This window comes from Stenotrophomonas sp. P5_A8 (genome assembly GCF_056400545.1).
Map to the genome: position 1 here is coordinate 1 of NZ_JBFULB010000471.1, position 2,139 is coordinate 2,139.

Genomic DNA, 2,139 nt, shown 5'->3' on the forward strand with positions numbered 1-2,139 from the left:
GGATGTATTAGTCCTTGTCATCGCACTCAGGACAAGAACCGAGGTGCCGTGCTGATCAACAGGTACGAGCGCGAGCGAAACCAAGCGGATATCACCAAGGCCGCAGAACTTGCCAGCGTGCTTGATATACCTGTCGCATACCTCTTCGCTGAGGACGATGACCTGGCTGCCGCGATCTTGGCCTTCGTGAAGCTCCCAACCGAAGAGCGCCGGAGGATGCGAGAAGAGCTTGAGCGCTTGGCCGGGCAGCAGTCTGACTGATCGCGTCACGCGGCCAGCTTGGCAACTGCCGCCGCCAGGGTGTCCGGGGCCAGGTGGGCGTAGCGAAGAGTCATGGTGGTGTCTGCGTGTCCCAAGAGCGCGCGCACGGTCTTCAGATCCACTCCAGCCCGCACCAAGCGCGATGCGAAGTGATGCCGCAGGTCATGGAACCAGAACTGTTCAATGCGGGCGTCAGTGATCAGCTTGCCCCACCCCTTCTTGATGTCGCTCACCTCGAATACCTTGCCCGCACGGCGCTCGCCTGCTTGAGCGGTCCAACGCCGCAGGACTTCCACGGCTTCGGCGTTCAAAGGGATGTGACGTTGCCTCCCGGACTTGGCGTTCTCGGCGCGGATGGTCAACACCTTGGCTTCCCAGTTGATGCCCGCCCAGGTCATCGACAACAGTTCACCCCGCCGCATGCCGGTATTGATGGCTGTAAGGACCACCKGGGTCAGGTGATCGACATACCCGTCCAGCGGCAAATCAGGCAGAACCGCCTGCCGATACTTACGTCGGGCCGCATTGGCGTTCGCCCTGCCCCCTACACCAGYAAGATCGCGCGCTGCGAGTGCAGCTCGGAGCATTGCTTCTTCGTCCGGCGACAGGAGCCGCACTACCTTACGGCTTGCTGCTGATCGCCGTCGCATGCCCATCAAAGGATTGGCTTCGATCCACTTCCACTCGACCGCACGGGACAAGGCAGATCGGAGGCAAGCGAAGTCGCGCGCTACGGTAGCCTTGGTGACGGCATCCGGACCACTCACACACCCACTCCACCAACGCTCCATCGTGGGAATGTCGATTTCGATGATCTGACGACGCAGCAGCCACGGAAACACTGATCGGATGCGATCCGGGTACTGACGACCACCCTTGAGCTCAGCTACAGCCCAGGGTTCGAAATGTCGTTGAGGAGCACTTCGAGGGTGCAGCTGGTGGGCTTCGACTTCGCGAGTGAAGGCAAACCAGACTGAACGTATTCAGCTACCGCCTGCCGGGCTTGGTCTCGAGCTTGGTCGAGCGTCAGGTGCTCTACCGACCCTAATGTACGACGCTTGCCGTGCGCCCAGGTAACGATCCAAGCCTTGTGCCCTGAGGGTTGCACGCGAAGTATCAGACCACGAACCTGAGCGTCTCTGAGCTCATAGGGACGATCCTTGGGCTCAGCGGTGAGAACGATGCGCTTCGTGAGGGCAGCTGACATCGGACGGGTTGTCCGTAAGTGGCGATAGAGCCAACTTAGGACAGGATGCGAGGCGGTGTTTGGATGCGGATCGTCCGTGATGAACATATCTAGTGTTCACGGCAGAGGGGTGAAAGTCGATCCTGACTATCGAGCAGGACTATCTACGACTCAGCGTCATAGGCAGACGCGCCGAGATTCTCGACTCCGCGCTCACCAGCGAAAATGAGAAATTCAACAACCATCTCTTCTAAGTTGAAGACGCCTCCACAAGCAATGTAGCGCTGCTGCGAGATCTCAGACTGGATCCAATCTACTTCTGAACGATCAATGCGATTCCGGGGCAGTGAAACTTCACTGAACTCCGTATCAGCCAAGTCGATGGTAAGTATCCACCCCGGATTATCCAGCGTATCTATTTTGATACCGTAGGAATGCTCCCAATCTTCGTCACAGTGCCGCGCATACCATTTTTGCAACAACGAGATAGCGGTGTTCATAGATGATCTCATTTAAGCTTAGGCAGTTCTTCTGGCAGTGCCGGGCGTACGCCCTTCTGTCCTGCCTCCTTTACGTGAGGCGTTGCAATTGTAGCTCCATCTGGATTGGTGTGGGCCTTACCGGTTACATCAACACGTTTCACCTCTTGGTAACCGGATGGATTATTCGAATTCGGCTCGTAAGTCGCAGTG

At 57.6% G+C, this 2,139-nt stretch carries 5 protein-coding genes; 1 reads left to right on the plus strand and 4 read right to left on the minus strand.

The genetic code is table 11. The features are described 5' to 3' along the window. Positions 1–6 precede the first annotated feature (6 nt). Positions 7–261 carry an XRE family transcriptional regulator gene (locus tag AC1DQP_RS19695; RefSeq protein WP_478052325.1) on the plus strand — a complete coding sequence of 85 codons (255 nt, stop codon included), beginning with the start codon at positions 7–9 and terminating at the stop codon, positions 259–261. Positions 262–266: 5 nt separating this feature from the next. Here the strand turns inward: AC1DQP_RS19695 and AC1DQP_RS19700 are convergent, their stop codons facing one another. From AC1DQP_RS19700 to AC1DQP_RS19715, 4 genes are all read right to left on the minus strand, one after another. Then, positions 267–1,103: a tyrosine-type recombinase/integrase gene (locus AC1DQP_RS19700; protein ID WP_478052322.1), complete on the minus strand. Its 837-nt coding sequence runs from the start codon at positions 1,101–1,103 to the stop codon at positions 267–269. Between the two features lie 44 nt (positions 1,104–1,147). Then, positions 1,148–1,555 (minus strand): Arm DNA-binding domain-containing protein, encoded by a 408-nt coding sequence (locus tag AC1DQP_RS19705; protein WP_478052323.1) that lies wholly within the window; start codon positions 1,553–1,555, stop codon positions 1,148–1,150. 56 nt (positions 1,556–1,611) lie between these two features. Further along, positions 1,612–1,947 (minus strand): immunity 53 family protein, encoded by a 336-nt coding sequence (locus tag AC1DQP_RS19710; protein ID WP_312710772.1) that lies wholly within the window; start codon positions 1,945–1,947, stop codon positions 1,612–1,614. An 8-nt stretch (positions 1,948–1,955) separates the two neighbouring features. Then, a partial coding sequence (locus AC1DQP_RS19715) for a hypothetical protein (protein WP_478052324.1) occupies positions 1,956–2,139 on the minus strand: 184 nt, incomplete at its 5' end.

Excerpts from the sequence above, each read along its gene's own strand:
- AC1DQP_RS19705 (WP_478052323.1), bottom strand. The coding sequence starts at position 1,555 with ATGTTCATCACGGACGATCCGCATCCAAACACCGCCTCGCATCCTGTC.
- AC1DQP_RS19710 (WP_312710772.1), bottom strand. The coding sequence starts at position 1,947 with ATGAACACCGCTATCTCGTTGTTGCAAAAATGGTATGCGCGGCACTGT.